Source organism: Stappia sp. WLB 29 (assembly GCF_023507705.1).
GTDB lineage: Bacteria > Pseudomonadota > Alphaproteobacteria > Rhizobiales > Stappiaceae > Stappia.
In genome coordinates this window covers 183,761-202,673 of record NZ_JALBGD010000005.1, presented here as the reverse complement: position 1 = coordinate 202,673, position 18,913 = coordinate 183,761, and the positions used below count along the sequence as shown (strand labels likewise).

The 18,913-nt window shown below is 66.4% G+C and carries 18 protein-coding genes; 6 read left to right on the top strand and 12 right to left on the bottom strand.

Annotated elements, in window-relative coordinates; genetic code table 11:
• The first annotated feature begins 88 nt into the window (after positions 1-88).
• The 3 genes from MNI96_RS12040 to MNI96_RS21870 all read left to right on the top strand — a co-directional run bounded on the left by MNI96_RS12040 (position 89) and on the right by MNI96_RS21870 (position 1,758).
• Positions 89-466: an RT0821/Lpp0805 family surface protein gene (locus tag MNI96_RS12040; protein ID WP_249693418.1), complete on the top strand. Its 378-nt coding sequence runs from the start codon at positions 89-91 to the stop codon at positions 464-466.
• Positions 467-625: 159 nt separating this feature from the next.
• Complete coding sequence (locus MNI96_RS12035; protein WP_249693416.1) at positions 626-1,618, top strand: DnaJ C-terminal domain-containing protein; 993 nt, start codon at positions 626-628, stop codon at positions 1,616-1,618.
• An 8-nt stretch (positions 1,619-1,626) separates the two neighbouring features.
• Positions 1,627-1,758 (top strand): hypothetical protein, encoded by a 132-nt coding sequence (locus MNI96_RS21870; RefSeq protein WP_283776455.1) that lies wholly within the window; start codon positions 1,627-1,629, stop codon positions 1,756-1,758.
• A 26-nt stretch (positions 1,759-1,784) separates the two neighbouring features.
• On the opposite strand, the gene MNI96_RS12030 is transcribed toward MNI96_RS21870, so the two are convergent.
• Both MNI96_RS12030 and MNI96_RS12025 read right to left on the bottom strand, forming a co-directional pair.
• The gene (locus MNI96_RS12030) at positions 1,785-2,528 is read right to left on the bottom strand and encodes a crotonase/enoyl-CoA hydratase family protein (RefSeq protein WP_249693415.1); all 744 of its coding nucleotides are present in this window, start codon (positions 2,526-2,528) and stop codon (positions 1,785-1,787) included.
• Positions 2,529-2,549: 21 nt separating this feature from the next.
• Positions 2,550-4,319: an acyl-CoA dehydrogenase family protein gene (locus MNI96_RS12025; protein WP_249693413.1), complete on the bottom strand. Its 1,770-nt coding sequence runs from the start codon at positions 4,317-4,319 to the stop codon at positions 2,550-2,552.
• A 170-nt stretch (positions 4,320-4,489) separates the two neighbouring features.
• Between MNI96_RS12025 and MNI96_RS12020 the strand changes: the two genes are divergently transcribed.
• The 3 genes from MNI96_RS12020 to MNI96_RS12010 all read left to right on the top strand — a co-directional run bounded on the left by MNI96_RS12020 (position 4,490) and on the right by MNI96_RS12010 (position 7,217).
• Positions 4,490-5,482 (top strand): L-threonylcarbamoyladenylate synthase, encoded by a 993-nt coding sequence (locus MNI96_RS12020; RefSeq protein WP_249693410.1) that lies wholly within the window; start codon positions 4,490-4,492, stop codon positions 5,480-5,482.
• A 443-nt stretch (positions 5,483-5,925) separates the two neighbouring features.
• Entirely contained in the window at positions 5,926-6,855 is a 930-nt protein-coding gene (locus MNI96_RS12015; protein ID WP_249693408.1) for a histone deacetylase family protein, read from the top strand.
• A 107-nt stretch (positions 6,856-6,962) separates the two neighbouring features.
• Positions 6,963-7,217 (top strand): exodeoxyribonuclease VII small subunit, encoded by a 255-nt coding sequence (locus MNI96_RS12010; RefSeq protein ID WP_158195192.1) that lies wholly within the window; start codon positions 6,963-6,965, stop codon positions 7,215-7,217.
• Between the two features lie 12 nt (positions 7,218-7,229).
• On the opposite strand, the gene MNI96_RS12005 is transcribed toward MNI96_RS12010, so the two are convergent.
• The 10 genes from MNI96_RS12005 to aroC all read right to left on the bottom strand — a co-directional run bounded on the left by MNI96_RS12005 (position 7,230) and on the right by aroC (position 18,867).
• On the bottom strand, positions 7,230-8,360 hold the full coding sequence (locus tag MNI96_RS12005) for a class I SAM-dependent methyltransferase (RefSeq protein ID WP_249693405.1): 1,131 nt from the start codon (positions 8,358-8,360) through the stop codon (positions 7,230-7,232).
• A 43-nt stretch (positions 8,361-8,403) separates the two neighbouring features.
• Positions 8,404-9,663: a class I SAM-dependent RNA methyltransferase gene (locus MNI96_RS12000; protein ID WP_249693404.1), complete on the bottom strand. Its 1,260-nt coding sequence runs from the start codon at positions 9,661-9,663 to the stop codon at positions 8,404-8,406.
• 70 nt (positions 9,664-9,733) lie between these two features.
• Positions 9,734-10,477, bottom strand: coding sequence for a TlyA family RNA methyltransferase (locus tag MNI96_RS11995; protein ID WP_249693402.1), 744 nt, complete (start codon positions 10,475-10,477; stop codon positions 9,734-9,736).
• Between the two features lie 3 nt (positions 10,478-10,480).
• Entirely contained in the window at positions 10,481-10,603 is a 123-nt protein-coding gene (locus MNI96_RS21865; RefSeq protein WP_283776454.1) for a hypothetical protein, read from the bottom strand.
• A 38-nt stretch (positions 10,604-10,641) separates the two neighbouring features.
• The gene (locus tag MNI96_RS11990) at positions 10,642-11,259 is read right to left on the bottom strand and encodes an SCO family protein (protein ID WP_249693400.1); all 618 of its coding nucleotides are present in this window, start codon (positions 11,257-11,259) and stop codon (positions 10,642-10,644) included.
• A 6-nt stretch (positions 11,260-11,265) separates the two neighbouring features.
• Positions 11,266-11,781, bottom strand: coding sequence for a copper chaperone PCu(A)C (locus MNI96_RS11985; protein ID WP_249693398.1), 516 nt, complete (start codon positions 11,779-11,781; stop codon positions 11,266-11,268).
• Positions 11,782-12,379: 598 nt separating this feature from the next.
• Positions 12,380-13,804: an MFS transporter gene (locus MNI96_RS11980; protein ID WP_249693396.1), complete on the bottom strand. Its 1,425-nt coding sequence runs from the start codon at positions 13,802-13,804 to the stop codon at positions 12,380-12,382.
• Positions 13,805-14,050: 246 nt separating this feature from the next.
• A complete protein-coding gene (gene dxs, locus MNI96_RS11975) occupies positions 14,051-15,970 on the bottom strand; it encodes a 1-deoxy-D-xylulose-5-phosphate synthase (RefSeq protein ID WP_249693394.1) in 1,920 nt (639 codons plus the stop codon).
• A gap of 423 nt (positions 15,971-16,393) precedes the next feature.
• Complete coding sequence (ribB, locus tag MNI96_RS11970; RefSeq protein ID WP_249693392.1) at positions 16,394-17,713, bottom strand: 3,4-dihydroxy-2-butanone-4-phosphate synthase; 1,320 nt, start codon at positions 17,711-17,713, stop codon at positions 16,394-16,396.
• Between the two features lie 68 nt (positions 17,714-17,781).
• Entirely contained in the window at positions 17,782-18,867 is a 1,086-nt protein-coding gene (gene aroC, locus MNI96_RS11965) for a chorismate synthase (protein ID WP_249693390.1), read from the bottom strand.
• Positions 18,868-18,913: the final 46 nt, after the last annotated feature.

Here is an 18,913-nt window from a genome sequence, read left to right as displayed (position 1 = left end):
CAGTCTCGACAGCGCGAGCCGCAGGGGCAGCGTATTCGCACTCCTCCTCCTTCTGCCGCTGGCCGCTGCCGGTTGCAGCAGCGTCTCCATGCCCATCGGCAGCTCCGATCTGGAGACGCCGCTCGACCTGACAGGTTCCATCGATTCCCAGCAGAACGCAGCGGATGTGGACATCAGCTCGCAGGACCGGGCGATCATCGCCCGTGCCATCGCAACGGCGCACGAAGCCGGCAAGGCCGAGCCGCCCTTCTCCTGGAGCAACCCGATCACCGGCAATTCCGGCACCATCGTCGCCGTGAAGGACGACACCCAGGCCGGCGGCACCGGCTGCACGCGCTTCGAGACGACAGCCAATACGGTCGGCGGCGTGCGCGCCTACCTTGGCACCGCCTGCCGCGATCTCATGCAGGAATGGGCGATCATCGACCTTGCGGTGAAAAACGCCGAGGCGGACAGCGCGGGTTGATCGCCGCCCCGCCTGCGGGGAACTTGCGCACTGCCTTGCAAATTCCGACAGGGCGCGAGGCGCCCAGCCTCTGGATTTTATTCCTATCAACAACCATATGGTTCCCGAGCACAGCGCGGGTGTATACCCGTTGCACCACACACCATCGCGGTCTGAACCATGCGTGATCCCTATTCCGTTCTCGGCGTCGCAAAATCGGCGAGCGAGGCCGACATCAAGCGAGCTTTCCGGAAGCTCGCGAAAAAGTATCACCCGGACCAGAACGCCGACGATCCGAAGGCGAAGGAGCACTTTGCCGAGGCCAACCAGGCTTATGAGATCCTTGGAGACAAGGAGAAGCGCGGCCAGTTCGACCGAGGCGAGATCGACGCCGAAGGCAAGCCGCGCTTTCAGGCGCACGGCTTCGGCGGCGGCTTCGACGAGTCCGATATCTTCCGCCAGTCGCGCGGCCAGTCGTCCGGCTTCGGCGGGTTCGGGCAGGGCGGCGGATTCGACGACATCCTGAACGATATTCTCGGCGGCCTTGGCGGGCGTGCGCGCGGAGGCGCCGGCTTTTCCGGTGCCGGTGCAAGTGCAGGCGCGGGCCCCGGTGCCGGACCGCGACCACGCCCGACCCGGCGCGGGAACGATGCCAACGTCACCGCGCGGGTGACGCTGGAGCAACTCGTCCACGACCGCAAGGCACGGGTGACCCTGCCCTCCGGCAAGACGCTGGATGTGAAGCTGCCGGACGGCACGAGCGACGGCGAGAAGATCCGCCTGCGCGGACAGGGCGAACCCGGCGAGAACGGCGGACCTGCGGGCGATGCCATCGTCGAGGTGCGCCTTGCCCGTCATCCGTTGTTCATGCCGGTAGACGACGATCTGCGGCTCGACCTGCCGATCACGCTTTACGAGGCAGTGCTCGGCGCCAAGGTGCGCGTCCCGACGCTCGACGGGGCTGTGAACCTCACCGTCACGCCGAACGCGAAGGCCGGCAAGACGATGCGGCTGAAGGGCAAAGGCCTGCCGAACCGAACCGGCGGCCGCGGCGACCTGCTGGTGACGCTGCGGATCGTGCTGCCGGAGGAAGGCGACGAGGAACTGGCGACCCTGATGCGGGCCTGGAAGGAGCTGCGTCCTTACCGTGCGCGCGGACCTGAGTTCGACTGAGGCCCGCGATGGCTGAGAATCCACGGCCAGCTAGAAGCGACCCGCGCAAGCGCGAGAACCCGGTGCTGCGGTGGCTGGCCTTCGCGCTCTGCGCCGGTGCGTTTCTTGGAGCCCTCTTCTGGAAGGCGGTGGGCTGGTAGCAGCCCGCACCGCCCCCCTTCCCCCGTCAGCTGCCCTTTCGCGAGCGAGCCATGAAGGCCGTGAAGGCGGCCTTCGCCTCCTCGGAGGTAAGCCGTTCGGAAAAGAGGCGGATCTCCTCCTCCATCCGGCGGCGCAATTCCGCGCGATCGCCCCACAGCAGGGCGCGCGACACGCGCATAGCCTCCGCCGGCTTGGCTGCGATGGCGCTGGCGGCGGCCAGGGCGCGGGCCTCCAGTTCGCCTTCCGCCACGATGTGATTGACGAAGCCTGCGGCCTGCGCCCGCGCCGCATCGAACGGCTCGCCGAGACACAGCAGCTCGAAAGCCCGCGCGTGTCCCATGGTGCGTGGTGCCAGCAGGCTTGCCCCCGCTTCCGGCACGAGCCCGAGATCGAGAAACGGCGTGCGGAACACCGAACGCCGGCTTGCAATCACCATGTCGCAGTGGAACAACAGCGTCGTGCCGATGCCGATGGCAAGACCGTCGACCGCCGCCACGATGGGGGTCTCGCAGTAGGCCAGGGCCCGCAGGAACCGCACCACCGGCGTGTCCTGCATTCCTCCCTCGGCCATGGCGAGAAAGTCGCCAATGTCGTTGCCGGCCGTGAAAGCGCCGGGCACGCCGCTTAAGAGATGCGCGCGCACGCCGTCGCCCGGCCGCTCCAGCGCCTCGGCAAGTGCTGCGTACATCTCGCCCGTCAGCGCGTTCTTCTTGTCCGGCCGGTTCAGTCGGATGCGCTGGACGCCCCCGTCCCGCTCGATCTCGATCATCGCCTGTCCTTTTCCTCGCACTCAGGCCAGCGGATCGTAGTCGAGCACGGCAGCGGCAGCCGAGACGACCTGCTCCTTGAGCGAGGCGGTCTCCGCGAGACGCGCCGAGGCGAAATAGCGGGCCAGCAGCAGCCTGCGGGCCGTGCCGGGCGATGCATCGCCGCGCCCGGCAAGCGCACCCTTGAGCAGCATGGCGCCGCCATAGGCGATGCCGAACAGGCGCAGGAATGACGTGGCCCCGGCCAGTGCCTCCTGCTGGCGGCCGTCGGCGAGCGCAGCCAGCATCCACTCCGTCGCATCCGACAGGCTTGCCAGCGCCTTGCTCAGGCGATCACCGGTATCTGCAAACTCTCCGCCGGCCTCGCGCGCGGCTTCAGCGACTGCCGACAGCTCGCCGATCAGGCCGCGAAACTGCTCGCCGCCGGACAACGGCAGCTTGCGAGTCACCAGGTCGATCGCCTGGATGCCGTTGGTGCCCTCATAGATCGGCGCGATACGGGCGTCGCGGTAGTGCTGGGCTGCCCCGGTTTCCTCGATGAAGCCCATGCCGCCATGTACCTGCACGCCGAGGGAGGCGACCTCGACGCCGATGTCGGTCGCAAAGGACTTGGCAAGCGGGGTCAGCGTGGCCGCCCGCTCGCTCCAATGGCTGCGCGCGGCCTCGTCGACAGAAAGCCGCGCCATGTCGATGGCATGGGCATTGGCGTAGCAGATCGCCCGGGCAACCTGCGTCCAGGCCTGCATATCCAGCAGGGTGCGGCGGATGTCGGGATGTGCGGCGATCGGGCTCATGCCCTCACCGGTCTGACCGGCCGCCCGGCCCTGCCGCCGGTCAAGCGCATAGGCCAGCGCCTGCTGGGTGGCGCGTTCGGCAACGCCGAGTCCCTGGATGCCGACGGCAAGGCGCGCGTTGTTCATCATCGTGAACATGCAGGCAAGACCGCGGTTCTCCTCGCCGATCAGCCAACCGATGGCACCATCATTGTCGCCATAGGCCATGGTGCAGGTCGGCGAGGCATGGATGCCCAGCTTGTGCTCGATGCCGGCGCAGCGCACATCGTTGCGCGCGCCCAGCGAGCCGTCGGCGTTGACGAGGAACTTCGGCACCAGGAACAGCGAGATACCGCGCGTACCGGCCGGCGCATCCGGCAACCGGGCCAGCACCAGATGGACGATGTTGTCGGTGAAATCGTGCTCGCCATAGGTGATGAAGATCTTCTGGCCGAAGATACGATAGGTGCCGTCGTCGGCGCGTTCGGCGCGGGCTCGCAAGGCATTGAGATCCGAGCCGGCCTGCGGCTCCGTCAGGTTCATCGTGCCCATCCACTCGCCGGAGATCAGCTTGGCGAGATAAGTCTCCTGCAGGTCCTTGCTTGCATGCTTTTCCAGCGCCTCGACCGCGCCCATGGTCAGGGTCGGACCGAGCGCGAAGGCCATGGAGGCCGAGTTCCACATCTCCAGCGCGGCGGCGTGGAGCATGGTGGGGAGGTCCTGCCCGCCGAATTCGGGCGCGCCAGTCAAGGCGTTCCAGCCGCCGTCGATCCACGCCCTGTAGGTGTCGCGCCAGCCGTCAGGCATCGTCACCACGCCGTTTTCAAGCCGGGCGCCCTGCCGGTCGCCGACGACATTGAGCGGGGCGATCTCTTCGGCAGCAAAGCGACCGGCTTCCTCCAGGATCGCGTCCACCAGATCGTCGGTCACCTCGCCATGGTGCTGATGGGCCAGAACCTCTCCCAGTCCCGCCACCTGCTTCAGCGTGAAGGCGATCTCCGATACGGGGGCACGGTACATGTCTCACTCCCTTGACAGGCCGGCGCTTGACGAAAGACGGCTAAGGCCGCAGAACCGCCCGGCATCATTTCGGGCGCGAGGATGGCTGCGGCTAACGTAAACGTCAACACGTGACGTGGCGAAAACCGACCGGGTCTCCAAACGGCACCATGGGAAGCAGGAAAACGAACATGCGGCGCTGGCAGATCGATCCGCTGGGAACCGACTGGCGCGATATGCCGGAGTTCGGAGCCGCCGTTGCCGACATCCTCGCCGGGCGGCTGGTGGCAATACCCACGGAAACCGTCTACGGGCTGGCAGCCGATGCCACCAACGCGCGCGCCTGCGCCGCGATCTACGCTGCCAAGGGGCGGCCGAGCTTCAACCCGTTGATCGCCCATGTCGCCTCCAACGAGGCTGCCGAGCAGCACGGCGTGCTTGATGAGCGCGCACAGAAGCTGGCGGCCGCCTTCTGGCCCGGACCGCTGACGATGGTCGTACCGAAGCGCCCCGGCAGTCCGGTCTGCGATCTCGCGACCGCCGGTCTCGATACCATAGCCTTGCGGGTGCCTGCTGCGGCGATCATGCGGGAGCTCTCTCACGTCTGCGGCCGGCCCATTGCAGCGCCCAGCGCCAACCGCTCGGGCCGTATCAGCGGCACAACAGCGGATGCTGTCGCCGGCGACCTCGGCGAGCACCTCGCCCTGCTGATCGACGCCGGACCGACGCCGGTGGGTCTGGAATCCACCATCGTCGGCCTTGCCGGCAACCGGGCAACGCTGCTGCGGCCGGGCGGTATCGCCCGTGAGGAGATAGAGGCCGCACTCGGAGAAAAACTTGCAGCCCCCGCGCAGGCGGCCGGAACAGCACCGGAGGCACCGGGCATGCTGACGTCGCACTATGCCCCGCGCGCCGGCCTCAGGCTCAATGCCGGCCATGTGGAGCCTGGCGAGGCCCTGCTCGCCTTCGGAACGCCCCTTCCCGAGGGCGCAGAGCGCGCAGCCGCCATCGTACAGCTGAGCGAGAGCGGCGACCTGCAGGAAGCCGCGGCGCATCTCTTCACGGCCATGCGCCGATTGGATGCCGACGGTGTGGCGCGCATTGCCGCCATGCCGGTTCCCGAGACGGGACTGGGAGAGGCCATCAACGACCGGCTGCGCCGCGCGGCCGCCCCTCGCGACTGACGGCACCCTCGCCGGGCCTGGCGACACGGGCTTCGCGTCGGCCACCCGATAACGCAGCGTCATCAAAAGGTGACGCAAACTTCAACTTAAGACACTGTCATTTCTTACACTGAAAAATTGTCAGCATCTTGGGGGAGAGAACATTTTATCAAGTAGATTTCCATTTTTTGGCATATTCCACCTTCTGAAACGGCTACGAATCAATTAGTATTATCATTGCCTTCACAGGCGATGCAGCGGACCTCCCCTACGGGCCTTAGCGCGCCCGCACCTCTCCCCGGGGCCGGCACTTTCGAGCCGCCCCGGCTTTCTTTTGTCTACAGCTCGCGAGTGCCTGTCTGCATCACCGCTGTTCCCTTGCCTTTGGCTCATTGACACGTCCCACTGCGGCCGGTCAGATGAGCCACCAAGCGCCCGCAAACGGCCCAAGCAAGGAAACACCCTTGGCAACCCTCTACCTGCATCACTCTGCCTATCTCGACCACCTCACCCCGGTCGGACACCCCGAACGCCCCGACAGACTCCGAGCCATCGACCGCATCCTGGAACATGAGCGCTTCCAGACGCTGCAGCGCGAAATCGCGCCGATGGGGCGGGTCCAAGACATCGCACGGGTGCATCCCTCCTCCTATATCGACATGCTGCACACGATGGCGCCGCAGGATGGGCTGGTGCGCGTTGATGCCGATACGACCATGTCGCCCGGCACGTGGGAGGCCGCGATGCGCGGCGTAGGCGGTGCCTGCCAGGCGGTGGACGAGGTGATGAGCGGCAAGGCGGGCAATGCCTTCTCCGCCTCACGCCCCCCCGGGCACCATGCGGAAACGGCGCGCGCCATGGGCTTCTGCCTGTTCAACAATGCCGCCGTGGCGGCGCGGCACGCCCAGCAGGAGCACGGCGCTGAGCGCGTCGCGATCATCGATTTCGACGTGCACCACGGCAACGGCACTCAGGACATCTTCTGGTCCGACCCGACCGTCATGTACTGCTCCACTCACCAGATGCCGCTTTATCCAGGCTCCGGCGCGGCAAGCGAGCGCGGCGAAGCCGACACCATCGTCAACGCACCGCTGGCGGCCGGCGACGGCGGCGAGGAGTTTCGCGAGGCGATGGATCTTGCGATCCTGCCGCGGGTCGAGACCTTCCAACCGGACCTAGTGATCATCTCCGCCGGATTCGACGCCCACACTCGCGACCCGCTCGGCGGGCTGAACCTGGTCGAGGCGGATTTTGCCTGGGCCACGATGAAGCTGATGGACATTGCCGACCGTCAATGCGGCGGCCGAGTCGTGTCCGTCCTGGAAGGCGGCTACGATCTGGAGGGCCTTGCCCGCTCGGCCGCCGCCCATATCATGACGCTGATGAAGGCGTGACGCCCCCGTCCACAGGCTGCGAGCAGGGAGCCGCCGGCTGCCTTGCCCGGCACCGGGACGCCCTGTAGGTTGGCACTCCAAACAAGGCAGCAAGCAGGAGCCGACGCGTGGCCCGAGAGGATATCGACCCGGCGATCGAGGCGCTCGCCTTCGAGGTTGCCCTGAAGGAACTTGAGGAGATCGTCGGCCGGCTCGAGCGCGGCGACGTCCCGCTGGAAGAGAGCATCAAGCTCTATTCGCGCGGCGACCTGCTGCGCCGCCACTGCGACAAGCTGCTGAAGGCGGCGGAAGCCAAGGTCGAACGCATCCAGCTGGCCGAGGACGGCAGCGCCACCGGCACCGCCCCGCTCGACGTCGACTGAGGCTGGCGCTCGCTATTCCTTGAGATAAAGCGCGATGCGCGACAAGAAGGCGACCGACAGGTCCGCGCGATGCAGTCCGCCTGCTTCGAACAGGGCGTCGAGATCCTCTTCCAGATAGCTGCGGTAATACGGCTCGTAGAAGAGATCGGGGAACAGTTCCAGCAAGCCGTCATTCTCCGGCAGGTCGCCGCGCTGCAGGCTGTCGATGAAGATCAGCCTCCCGCCCGGTTTCAACACCCGGCCAAGCTCGCGGGCGACCACGCGTCGGATCTTCGGCGGCAGTTCGTGGAACAGATAGACGCAGGACACCGCATCGAGGCTGGCATCGGCAAAGGGCAGACTCTCGGCATTGGCATTGACGAAACCCGCCCGCCGCGCCCTTGTCTTCGGCAGGATCTCGCGCGCATGCTCCAGATACGGTAACGACAGATCGATGCCGACACCGCGAAGGCGCGGGAAGGCAGCAAGAGCCGGCGCCAGCAGCCCGCCCGTCCCGCAGGCGATGTCGGCATAGACGATCTCCCGCTGGTCCTTCCGGCGCACCAGCTGCGACAGATGCACCAGCCCCTGCCGCCGCATCGCCGCGCTCGCGCCCTTGAACAGCACCTCGACCTGGAAATCGTAGATGCGAGCGCTGTCGCGCGACAGCCAGCCTTCGCTCTGGAAGTGGAAGTTCTGCCGGTAGTAACGCGGCAGGCCTGACGTCCCCTCGCCGGTGGTCTCATAGACTTCCTGATGCCCGCCGGCCACGCGCCGCCGGGCAACCTTCGGCACATCGGCAAGAAACCGCCGGCTGAGGTCGAGGAAGGAGCGCGGGCTGCCGAACTCGCCCTCTGGCATGGGATAGTGCCCGGCCTCGACATTGGCGAGATCGCGCGCGAACAGCGCCCCGATCTGGGAGAACAGGCGCCGGAGGTCCGGCGTGGACACGCTTTTCCGGGGCGCGGACCTGCTTTCCTCGCCGCCGGGCTGCTTCGGCCTGGGCTTGCTGTCGTCGCGTGCGGCCCTGACAATGCGGCGGGAGATCGACTGGGCGATTTCGCCATGGACGGCGAACCAGGCGACGCGGGAGCCCTGGCGGGCGGCATAGCGCGCCCTCCGGCCCCAGTTGAAGGCAAGTCCGGCAAGGCTTGTTTCCGCCATGGCGCTCTCCCGTCTTTCGACCCGGGTCGCCGCGGCGGCTTGCTCAGCCGCGCGACAGAACCGCGACAACCTCAATATGGGGCGAAAAGCGGAACTGATCCACCGGGAGGACCGACGAGATCCGGTAGCCGCCATCGACGAGGATGCGCAGGTCGCGGGCAAGCGTTGCCGGATTGCAGGAAACAGCGACCACCGTCGGCACCTTCGAGCGGGCAATCTCCCTCGCCTGCGCCTCGGCACCGGCACGCGGCGGGTCGAAGATCACCGCCTCCATGCCGCGGCCGTAGTCGTCGAGCTCCACGGCAGTCAACGGGTTGCGGAAGAGGTCCCGTCGCTCGGCGCGAATCTCTCGCAGCGCCCCTGCACCGGACCTCATCGCCCGGCCGAGCGCGGCAAGCGCCGAGGCCTCTCCCTCGACCGCGCGCACCGTCGCCTTGCGGGCAAGCCGCAAGGCAAACGTGCCCGAACCACAGAAGAGATCTGCGACCTTACGCGCCTTGCCGACGCCGGACAGCACGCGTGCAGCAAGCGCCTCCTCGCCCGCTTCCGTCGCCTGAACGAATGCACCGGGCGGCGGAACGAGGGGAATGCCGCCCATGTCGATGGCCGGCGCGCGCGCCTCCACGAGAACCTCGCCATTGAGCGAAAGGCGGGCAATGCCGGCGGCCATCGCCTCTTCGATCAGACCCGCCGTCGCGCGCAGCTCGATCTTCGCCGGCGAGGCAAGCGCCAGATCGGCACCGGCAGGCGTTGCAAGGACGGTAAGCGTCACCTCGCCCTTGCGCGGCATCACGCGGGCGGCCAGCGCCTTGAGCACCGGCAACAGCTCGACGATTTCCGGGACCAAGACCGGACAGCGGGAGACATCGACGAGCCGGTGGCTGGAGCGTTCATGGAAGCCGAGAAGAATGCGGGCGCCGCCACGCGTCGCAGCAAAGACGGCACGGCGACGGCCGCGCCCGCCTGCATCCACCGTCGGCTCGACCAGGGGCTCGAGCCCCTCGAGCCCGCGTGCGGCAAGTGCTGCGACGACTTGCTGGCGTTTCCACTCGAGGATCGCGGCCTGATCCATGTGCTGCAGCACGCAGCCGCCGCAGGTGCCGAAATGCGGGCAGACAGGCTCCACGCGATCCGGCGAGGGAGACACCACCTCCAGCAACCGGGCACGCGCGCCCTCCCGGCGGACCCGTACGGTCTCGCCGGGCAGCGTGAAGGGAACATGGACGGGACCGTCCGGAGTGTCCGCCCTGCCCTCGCCCTTGTGGGCAAGAGCGGTGATGTCGAGTGTCGCGTCCTGGGTCATGGGCACCGGTTACTCTGCCGCCGATGTAGGCGCAAGCAGCGATACGAGAGAGCGGCCAAAAGGAACGCGCTCAGGCGTCCTTGCGTGCGGCCAATAGCCACTCGCGGTTGCCGTCACCGCCGGTAATCGGCGAAGGTTCCAGGCCGAGAACGGACCAGCCGCCCAGTCCGGCGAGCCAGCGTGCGAGATCGCGGGCAACCTCCTCGCCGACCTGCGGGTCCACGAGACCGCCCTTGCCCACCGCCTCGCGGCCAGCCTCGAATTGCGGCTTCACGAGGAAGAGGCCGCACGCGCCCGGCGCCGCAAGGTCCAGTGCGGGCGGCAGCGCAAGGCGCAGGGAAATGAAGCTCATGTCGGAGACGACGGTGGCCGGGTGCTCGCCATCCAGATCATCGCGCGTCAACGCGCGGGCATTGATCCCATCACGCCTGACCACGCGCGGATCGTTCGCGATGGAGGCGTGCATCTGCCCGTGGCCGACATCGATGGCATGGACCTTCGAAGCGCCGGCCTCCAGCAGGACCTGCGTGAAACCGCCGGTCGACGCGCCGAGATCGAGGGCAATCCGGCCGGAAACATCGAGGGAAAAATGCTCGAGCCCTGCCTTCAGCTTGAGCGCGGCGCGCGAAACGTAACCGCCGGCAGGATCGTTCACGTCGAGCCGGGCGCCCACGGCCACCTTCTGCCCCGGCTTGTCGACGGCCGTCCCGTCGACAAGCACGTGACCACGCAAGATCGCATCGCGGGCACGGGCACGGCTTTCGACAAGCCCGCGCGCCACCAGAAGCTGGTCCAGCCGCTCACGCTCCGCCATGGGTCAGAAGCAATTGGCAATGCCGGTGAGCAGCCGGTCGACATAGATGCGCTCGCCATACACCCACCACAGGGCGCCCGTCGCGACGAAGGCCGCCGCGAAGAACAGTCCGACAGGAAGGAGCAAGTCCGAGCGCATCTTGAAGGTCCGGTTCACATCGCGTGTCAGGAGGCATTATCGATCAGGCGGCGCAGTTTGGCCATTGCATTCTCGGGGTCCTCGTCATACGCGATGGTGCCAACGAACCGGTTGTCCTGGTCCATCAGGAAAACTGCCGCGGAATGGTCCATCGTGTAGTCCCCGTCATCCAGCGGCACCTTGCGGGCATAGATGCGATACGCCTTGACCATCTCCTCGGTCTGTTCCGGCGTCCCGGTCAGCGGCCGGATGCGCTTGTCGAAAGCGGCCACATAGTCGCGCATGACCTCCGGCGTGTCGCGCTCCGGATCGACCGAGACGAAGGCGAAGTTCATCTTGTCGGCATCCGGGCCGAGCTGCTCGATCCACATCTGCGTTTCGGCCAGGGTGGTCGGGCAGACATCCGGGCAGAAGGTGAAGCCGAAGAAATAGGCAGACGGCTTGCCCCGGAAATCCGCATCGGTGACCGTCTTGCCGGTAGAGGCGTCGATCATCGTGAACGGCCCCCCGATGCTGGCGAGAGGCGCGATGAGCCCCTCGCCTTCCGGCGCGACATACTGCTTGTAGCCGACGAAGCCCATGGCGCCGAGCAGGACGATCACCGCTGCCCAGGCGACGTAGCGAAGGATCTTGAGTGCGGACATTCTGGCTTACTCCTTCGCGCCGTGCTGGCCGTGGCCCATTCCGTGGCCGGACATGCCCTTGGCCCCCATCTTCTCGACCGTGAGCGACACCTCGACCGCACCCGCCTTCTCGAAGGTGAGGGTAACGGGCACGCTCTCGCCTTCCTTCAAGGGACCGGCCAGTTCCAGGAGCATCAGGTGGTAGCTGCCCGGCTTCAGTTCGAGCGTTCCGCCGGCAGGCACCTCGATACCGTTCGCCATCTCGCGCATCTTCATGACGCCGTCCTGGACGGCCATCTCGTGGATCTCCGTCCGGGTGGAAACCGGCGAAGACGCGGAAACGAGGCGGTCGGCCTCGCCGGAATTGGCAATGGTGAGGAACCCGCCGCCGGCGCGGGCACGCGGCGGGGTGGCGCGCGTCCAGGCTCCCGAGAGGGTCAGGTTTCCGGCGGTCACGTCGGCGGCGAACGCAGGCGGGTTGAAGGCGGGCAATGTGGCGACCGCAATCAGAGCGGCAAGGGCAAGCTTGGCAAATCTGGTCATGGCATCGTCTCCCGATGGACGTCTAGCAGCTCCGTCTTGCGGCGACATGGACATGGCGCAAGGACGGAGAAGATTGCCGGCGGCCGCAAGATCGGCGCCGCCGGATCAGGTCCTGACGGAAGGTGGCGCGCGGATCGCGCCAGACCGCTGCACGCGGCCTGAGACAGCCGGCTCGCTGCGAAGGCTGAGCGGCTTGAGGTTCGACGAAAGTGCGCGGGGGGCCGGCTCTGCCGCGGACGGTACTGCCGCAGAGACGAGTGACCCCGAGTGCGCGCAGACCGGACCACAGGGGCAGAAGCCGGGCGCGTGATGCGGCGGACTGGAAGCGGGCTGCGCCTCGTCGGCAGAGGTCCCGGAACCACCGAGGCAGAGCGACGACAGCGCCTCGCCCCCCTCGCCCCCGGCCTTTGCCAGAGTGAGCGGCATGGCCGCCAGCTGCAGCATGAGAGCGAGCGCGCAGGCCAGCACGAACGGCAGGGCCTCGCGGCGCAAAACGCCCATCATGGTCTCGCTCCGGATCATGGCGCGACAATGCCCCATGCGATGCCGCGGGTCGAGAGATGAGATGCCGCAGGCTCAGAGGATTGCGAGACCACGCTCAGTCCCGGCGCGAGCCGGCCTCGGTATCGCGCGCAGACTCCGGCGATGGGGAGGCAACCCCGTCTTCCTCCACGGCGGGCTCATTGGTCGCGCTCGTCCAGAACTCCTCGCTGACCGGAGCGGGCGCCTCCTCGGAACTCTCCTCGGTGATGTAGTCGTAGGCGGGGAACTCTTCCGGCGGAATGACCGAAGGATCTTCGAGATCGAGCGGCTCGGGGCTGAGCACCGTACCGACCTGTGCCGAGGCGGCGTAGTCGAAGTCCGTCTTTTCCTCGACCGACGGACCGGCCCTCTGGAACAGGCGGGAAAGGATGTAAAGCCCCATCAAGGCCTGGATCGCCGCGACCTGGAGGAACAGGCCCCAGGAGCCGACCGACTGCATCAGGTAGGATGCGGTCAGCGGACCGAAGGACGAGCCGATACCGAAGGCGAGGTTCATGCCCGAAGATGTCTCGACATAGTCGTTGCGGTCCGCATGGTCGAAGGCGTGCGAGGCGGCGATCGCATAGGCCGGCTGGGTGGCGACGCCCGCCAGCAGCGCGAGCATGATCGCCATGGTCACACCCTCGATGGGCACCGTCATGAAGATGATGCTGACCACGACGGCAGACGTGGCAAGGCCGAGCAGCACGAGCCGGCGGTCGAGTCGGTCGGACAGGCGGCCGATGGGCCACTGCGTGATCGCGCCGGCGCCTACGAAGGCGGCCGCAAAATAGGCCGCCTGGCTGGTCGTGAGCCCGATCTGGATCGCATAGAGCGGCGCCAGCATCCATAGCGCACCCTGCGTGACGCCTATCAGCAGCACCGCGACGAGCGCCGTTGGCGAGTTGCGGTAAAGCTTTACCGGGCGGAACCGAACCACCGTGATCGGAGCCGGCTGATTGGCCGTCGTCAGCGAGACCGGAATAACCGCCAGACTGACGGCGACCGACGCGATGGCGAAAGGCACGAAGGTGGTGATGTCCATCAACGTTAGCGACAGCTGACCGGTCGTCATCGCCGCATAGACCAGAACGATGTAGATCGACATGATCGTGCCACGGTTCTCGTTCGATGCCTGCTCGTTCAGCCAGCTCTCGACGATCATGTAGAAGCCGGCCAGGCAGAACCCGGAAATGATGCGGATTGCGCTCCAGGAGAGCGGGTCCACCATGATCGGGTGCAGGATGGCCGCCGCCGACATCAGCGAGACAAGCGCAGCAAACGCGCGGATATGGCCGGCGCGCATGATCACGTAGGGCGCGCCGAGGCAACCGAGGACGAGGCCGAAGAAGTAGCTCGACGACACGAGACCGACCTGCAGGTCGGAAAAGCCGGCCTGGGAACCGGCGAGCGGAATCAGCGTGCTCTGCAGACCATGGCCGATGACGAGCAGCGTGATCGCTATGAGAAGGGCCGATACAGGGGCCAACGCCTGCGCCATGGCTCGCTCTTTCCTGACTGTGCGGGACGGGGCTGGCCCAGTCCGACCGTGGCGTTGCGGATGGTTCAACCGGCGCACAGCGCGCAGGTGCCCGACGCGTGCAGACCAAGGGCATGCGCAAAAGGAGCGCGTGCCCGAACCTGCCGGGACCGTTTCAATATTCGCGCGGAAGTGTCAATGCGCAGGCAATGCATGGCGCCGCCCGCTCAGGGCATGGGTCACAAACCCTGCCGCCCTGTGCCGGCTTCAGGCCAGTCGCGCGGCCGTCCCCGTATCCCGGCCCAGCGCCGCAAAGACCGTCTGCAGAATGCCGCGGGCATCCAGCCCGGCCTCGGCATACATGCGCTCCGGCCGATCATGCTCGATGAAGCGGGCGGGCAGACAGAGCGGGCGGACCTTGAGGCCGGCATCCAGCGCACCGCGCTCGGCCAGCAACTGCAGCACATGGGACCCGAAACCGCCCACCGAGCCTTCTTCGACCAGCACCAGAACCTCGTGCTCGCGGGCGAGCCGCATAACCAGATCCTCGTCGAGCGGCTTGGCAAAGCGCGCATCGGCAACCGTGGTCGACAGACCGGCTGCGTCCAGTTCGTCTGCAGCCAGCAGGCATTCGCGCAGACGGCTGCCGAACGACAGCAGAGCGACCTTTGTCCCCTCGCGGATCACGCGGCCCTTGCCGATCTCGAGCACCTGACCGCGCTGCGGCAAGTCGATGCCGACCCCCTCGCCGCGCGGATAGCGGAAGGAGATCGGCCCCTCGTCATAGGCCGCAGCGGTCGCGACCATGTTACGAAGCTCTGCTTCATCGCCGGCGGCCATCACGACAAACCCCGGCAGGCAGGCGAGATAGGCGGTGTCGAAACTGCCCGCATGCGTCGGACCGTCGGCGCCGACGAGCCCGGCGCGGTCGATGGGGAAGCGGACCGGCAGACCTTGGATGGCGACATCATGCACCACCTGGTCGTAGCCGCGCTGCAGGAAAGTGGAATAGATCGCACAGAACGGCTTGTAGCCTTCTGTCGCCATGCCGGCCGCGAAGGTCACCGCATGCTGTTCGGCGATGCCGACGTCGAAAGTACGCTCCGGATAGGCTTCGCCGAAGAGGTCCAGCCCCGTACCGTCGGGCATGGCGGCGGTAATGGCGACGATGCGCTCGTCGTGGCGCGCCTCTTCCACGAGGCTCTCGGCGAAGACACGCGTGTAGCTGGGCGCATTGGCCTTCGGCTTCGACTGCTCGCCGGTGATGACGTCGAACTTCGCCACCCCATGATACTTGTCGGCGGAATTCTCGGCCGGCGCATAGCCCTTGCCCTTGCGGGTCACCACGTGGATCAGCACCGGCCCCTGGTGGGTGTCGCGCACGTTCTTCAGAACGGGCAGCAGGTGATCGAGGTTATGGCCGTCGACTGGACCGACATAATAGAAGCCGAGTTCCTCGAAGAGCGTCCCTCCGGTCCAGAAACCTCGGGCATATTCTTCCGCGCGGGCCGCCTTCTGCTGCAGATGGCGCGGCAGGACCTTGGCCAGCTGCTTGGCCGCATCGCGCAGCGTGAGATAGGTCCGCCCGGAAACGAGACGAGCCAGATAGGCGCTCATCGCGCCGACCGGCGGCGCGATGGACATGTCGTTGTCGTTGAGGATGACGATCAGCCGCGAATGCTGGGCGCCCGCGTTGTTCATCGCCTCATAGGCCATGCCGGCGGACATGGCACCGTCGCCGATCACCGCGATGATGTTGTTGGCGCGTCCATCGAGATCGCGCGCCACGGCCATGCCGAGTCCGGCGGAAATCGAGGTGGAGGAATGCGCTGCACCGAAGGGATCGTAGTCGCTCTCCGAACGCTTGGTAAAACCGGACAGGCCACCGCCCTGGCGCAGGGTGCGGATACGGTCGCGCCGGCCGGTCAGGATCTTGTGCGGATAGCACTGGTGACCGACATCCCAGATCAGCCGGTCGTCTGGCGTGTTGAACACGTAGTGGATCGCCGTCGTTAGCTCGACCACGCCGAGGCCCGCGCCCAGATGGCCGCCGGTGACCGAGACGGCATCGATCACTTCCGCCCGCAGCTCGTCTGCAAGCTGGCGCAACTCGCGCTCGGGAAGCTGGCGAAGATCGCTCGGCGAACTGACAGTGTCGAGCAAAGGCGTTTCGGGGCGTTTGTACACGGAAGCGATCCCAGAGGTTCGACGCGAGGCACGGGAGGTCGGAGCACTCCCGAACGTGTGGCGGCCATGTCGGTGAATACCACCATGTTCACATAGGGCGCAAATCCGCGCGGCGCACCCCCTCTTTGCGCTTGCCGCAAGGTTCGGCAACCACAAAGCTCAGACACCCGCATTCGAACAAGAGCAATACAACCTTGGGTAAATAAGACCCTGTAGGAATTTCTGATACCACGGAAAAATATGACTTTTATCTAGCATTTAGGTGATGCAATGGGTCAAAAAAGATACTAAATACAGGTTGTGGTCGATGGGGCCACGTGCACAGTGATCGACTTGAGGCCGTGCCATTGGCACGGCCTCCTTTTTATGCGGCGGAGCGTATCTTGTCCCTTGCGTGGATGCGCCGCAGGGCAGCCGCCCCCCTCAAGCTTCGCGGATCTCGGTCGACTCGATGGCGATGCCAAAGCCTTCCAGGCCCACATAACGACGCTGGCGGGACGCAAGCAGGGTGATCGAATTGACGCCCAGATCCTTCAGGATCTGCGCGCCGAGACCGATTTCCCGCCACTGCTCCTCACGCGCCTGAGCCGAATGGTGCTCCTCCGCCTCCGCAGCCGCAAGATCCGTCCGCGCACGACGCGCCTGGCGTGCAACGCCGACCGAGCCCTCGCGCAGATAGACCACGATACCGCGACCGCGTGCGGCGAAGTCGCGCATCACGTCGTCCATCACCCGCGCATCGCCAAAGACGTCGTCGAGAACCGATTCCAACTGGAGGCGGACAGGCACATTGCGGCCGTCCAGAATATCGCCAAAGACCACTGCAACGTGGTGCATCGGATCATAGGGCGTCGCATAGGTGACCGCATAGGCCGGGCCCGCAATGGTCTCGATCGGCTGTTCGGCAATCCGCTCGACCAAGCGCTCCATGCGCTGACGCCAGGCGATGAGATCGGCCACCGAAACGGACTTGAGATTGTGACGGGCGGCAAACTCGGCCACCTGGGGGCCACGCTTGACCGTGCCGTCGTCGTTGACGAGTTCGGAGATCACGCCGACCTCCGGCAGGCCGGCAAGGCGGCAGAGATCCACGGCCGCCTCCGTATGGCCGGAGCGCATCAGCACGCCGCCCTCGCGAGCCACCAGCGGGAAGATGTGTCCGGGACGCGCAAAATCCGCCGCCCCCGCATTCGGATTGGCGAGGCCGCGCACGGTCGAGCACCGCTCCTCGGCGGAGATGCCGGTTGTCAGCCCGTGGCGATAGTCGACCGAAATGGTGAAGGCCGTCGACAATGGCGCGTCATTGTCGGCGACCATCGGGTCGAGCCGCAGGCGGCGCGCATTGTCCCGGGTCATAGGAGCGCAAACGATACCGGAGGTATGGCGGACCATGAAGGCCATCTGCTCCGGAGTGATGAGCGAGGCCGCGACGATCAGGTCGCCTTCGTTCTCCCGGTCGTCATCATCGGTAACCACAAGCATTTCGCCGCGTTCGAAGGCGCGCAGCGCCTCCGCGACACGTGTCTGGGACATGTCCACGTTGGTAGATCCTTTCAAGCCGAGCAGGTCGTTCGGAGTGACCTCGCCGCCGGTGGCGGCAGCGATCCTTTCCGCGCTTTCACGCGAAACCCAAACGCCCGGGTCATTGCACAGGGCGGTCACGGCCGCCGGCGACAGGCCGGCGCGGCGGGCAAAGGCCGACCGGGTTTCCTTGTTGAGGGTGAGCCAAGCATCTAGACGCATGCCGGCATGCTACTGCAGTGAATTTTCAGTAGCAATAAAAATGATCACATAATTCAGTAATACTGAAATCAGCCGACCTGCCCGCGGTGACGCAGGTAGTGGTCGGCGATCACGCAGGCCAGCATGGCCTCGCCAACGGGCACAGCACGGATACCGACGCAAGGGTCATGCCGCCCCTTGGTGCGCACGTCCACATCCTCGCCGGAGCGGGTGACGGAACGGCGCGGGGTCAGGATCGACGAGGTCGGCTTGACTGCAAAGCGCGCGACCACCGGTTCGCCGGAGGAAATACCGCCGAGAATGCCGCCGGCATTGTTGGACAGAAAGACGGGACGCCCATCGGCGCCGATGCGCATCTCGTCCGCGTTCTCCTCGCCGGTCAGGGCTGCGGCCTCGAAGCCGTTGCCGATCTCCACCCCCTTCACCGCGTTGATCGACATCAGGGCGGCGGCGATCTCCTGATCCAGCTTGCCGTAAAGCGGAGCGCCCAGCCCCGCCGGCACGCCCTCGGCAACCACCTCGACGACAGCGCCGACCGAGGAGCCGTCCTTGCGAATCTGATCGAGATATTCGGACCAGCGCGCGGCCGTCGTCGCATCGGGGCAGAAGAACGGATTGTTGCCGATCTCGTCCCAGTCCCAGCGGCTGCGGTCGACCTTATGCGGACCGACCTGAACCAGCGCACCGCGCACGAGAAGACCGGGGACCACCTTCCGGGCAATGGCGCCCGCAGCGACCCGGGCGGCCGTTTCGCGGGCGGACGAGCGCCCGCCGCCGCGATAGTCGCGAATGCCGTATTTGGCGTCATAGGTGAAATCGGCATGGCCGGGACGATAGCTCTCGCGGATCTCGGAATAGTCCTTCGAGCGCTGGTCCGTGTTATCGATCATGAGCGAGATCGGTGTCCCGGTGGTGCGCTGCACGCCATGGTCGTCGCTCATCACGCCGGAGAGAATACGCACCGCATCGGCCTCGCGCCGCTGGGTCGTGTACTTCGACTGGCCGGGCTTGCGCTTGTCGAGAAAGGCCTGGATTTCCGCCTCGGTCAGCTCGATCCGCGGCGGGCAGCCGTCGACGACGCAGCCCAGCGCCGGGCCGTGGCTTTCGCCCCAGGTGGTGACGCGGAAAAGGTGACCGAAGGTATTGTGCGACATCTGCGTGATCCGGTACATGGCCGACAAGCGGGTTGGCACAGGTCTT

Coding starts and splice junctions, on each gene's coding strand:
- MNI96_RS21870 (WP_283776455.1), top strand. CDS start 1,627: ATGGCTGAGAATCCACGGCCAGCTAGAAGCGACCCGCGCAAGCGCGAG.
- MNI96_RS12005 (WP_249693405.1), bottom strand. CDS start 8,360: ATGGCGGAAACAAGCCTTGCCGGACTTGCCTTCAACTGGGGCCGGAGG.
- MNI96_RS12020 (WP_249693410.1), top strand. CDS start 4,490: ATGCGGCGCTGGCAGATCGATCCGCTGGGAACCGACTGGCGCGATATG.
- MNI96_RS11995 (WP_249693402.1), bottom strand. CDS start 10,477: ATGGCGGAGCGTGAGCGGCTGGACCAGCTTCTGGTGGCGCGCGGGCTT.
- MNI96_RS12000 (WP_249693404.1), bottom strand. CDS start 9,663: ATGACCCAGGACGCGACACTCGACATCACCGCTCTTGCCCACAAGGGC.
- MNI96_RS11990 (WP_249693400.1), bottom strand. CDS start 11,259: ATGTCCGCACTCAAGATCCTTCGCTACGTCGCCTGGGCAGCGGTGATC.
- MNI96_RS12035 (WP_249693416.1), top strand. CDS start 626: ATGCGTGATCCCTATTCCGTTCTCGGCGTCGCAAAATCGGCGAGCGAG.
- MNI96_RS12030 (WP_249693415.1), bottom strand. CDS start 2,528: ATGATCGAGATCGAGCGGGACGGGGGCGTCCAGCGCATCCGACTGAAC.
- MNI96_RS12040 (WP_249693418.1), top strand. CDS start 89: ATGCCCATCGGCAGCTCCGATCTGGAGACGCCGCTCGACCTGACAGGT.
- aroC (WP_249693390.1), bottom strand. CDS start 18,867: ATGTCGCACAATACCTTCGGTCACCTTTTCCGCGTCACCACCTGGGGC.
- MNI96_RS11985 (WP_249693398.1), bottom strand. CDS start 11,781: ATGACCAGATTTGCCAAGCTTGCCCTTGCCGCTCTGATTGCGGTCGCC.
- MNI96_RS11980 (WP_249693396.1), bottom strand. CDS start 13,804: ATGGCGCAGGCGTTGGCCCCTGTATCGGCCCTTCTCATAGCGATCACG.
- MNI96_RS12025 (WP_249693413.1), bottom strand. CDS start 4,319: ATGTACCGTGCCCCCGTATCGGAGATCGCCTTCACGCTGAAGCAGGTG.
- ribB (WP_249693392.1), bottom strand. CDS start 17,713: ATGCGTCTAGATGCTTGGCTCACCCTCAACAAGGAAACCCGGTCGGCC.